Annotated in this window: 1 protein-coding gene; it reads right to left on the bottom strand. The window is 70.5% G+C overall.

Features of this window, described 5'->3' with window-relative positions:
• Positions 1–842 (bottom strand): alpha/beta fold hydrolase (locus ACSFA3_RS22370; RefSeq protein ID WP_435507690.1); only part of this gene is annotated, 842 nt, incomplete at its 3' end.
• Positions 843–955: the final 113 nt, after the last annotated feature.

Here is a 955-nt window from a genome sequence, read left to right as displayed (position 1 = left end):
AGGATGCGCCGGCTCACGTCGACGCCCTCCTCGTGCAGCACCCAGTGCCCCTCGCCCTCGATGCGCTGCAGCTCGCCCTGATCGCACAGGTCGATGCTGGGCTGGGCCATCTCGATGCCGAGCGCCTGGTCTTGCACGCCCCAGAGCAGCAGCGTGGGCACCGGGATGCGCGCATCGGCGCGGATGCTCGACCGGTTGCGCATCAGCGCGCGATACCAGTTCAGCATGCCGGTCAGCGCGCCCGGCCGGCCCCAGGCCTCGCGGTACAGCGCAAGCTCCGCATCGGTAAACGCACCGGCCCGGCTGCCCTGCGTCAGCACCCGGACCAGCCCGCGAAAGCCGTGGCGGCTCAGCAGGCGTTCGGGCAGGCGCGGAATGCGGAAGAAATGCATGTACCAGCTGCGCAACCGCTGCCGTCCGCGCGACATGTGCTGGAGCATCACCGCCAGATGCGGCGAGTTCACGATGACCAGCCGCTCCACCAGCGCCGGGTTGCGCGCCGCCACGCGCCAGCTCACGGCGCCTCCCCAGTCGTGGCCGAGCAGCGTCACCGCCTCCCGGCCCGTGCTGCGGATCAGTGCGCAGACATCGTCCGCCAGCGTTTCGAGGCCGTAGGCATCAACGCCCTCGGGCTTGTCGCTCTCGCCGTAGCCGCGCTGGTCGGGCACCCACACGCGATAGCCGGCAGCCGCCAGCGCGTCGATCTGGCTCGCCCAGCCGCGCCAGAACTCCGGAAAGCCGTGCAGCAGCAAGGCCACCGGCCCGTCGACAGGGCCGGCCTGCACCACGTGGAAGCGGATGCCGTTGGCCTGGACGAAATGGTGTTCGTAAGCGTCGCTCATCGGCGCGCGCTTACTTGGCCAACTCCGACACCAGCCGGTAGAGGAACTCGCGGCCGTCGTACAGCCGCTGGATCTCGATGCGCTCGTCGAGCCCGTGCGCCCGCGCATCGGCC

The organism is Variovorax glucosi (assembly GCF_051216695.1).
Taxonomy (GTDB): Bacteria; Pseudomonadota; Gammaproteobacteria; order Burkholderiales; family Burkholderiaceae_C; genus Variovorax.
The sequence above is the reverse complement of the archived record's forward strand: the minus strand, read 5'-3'. Positions and strand labels throughout refer to the sequence as shown.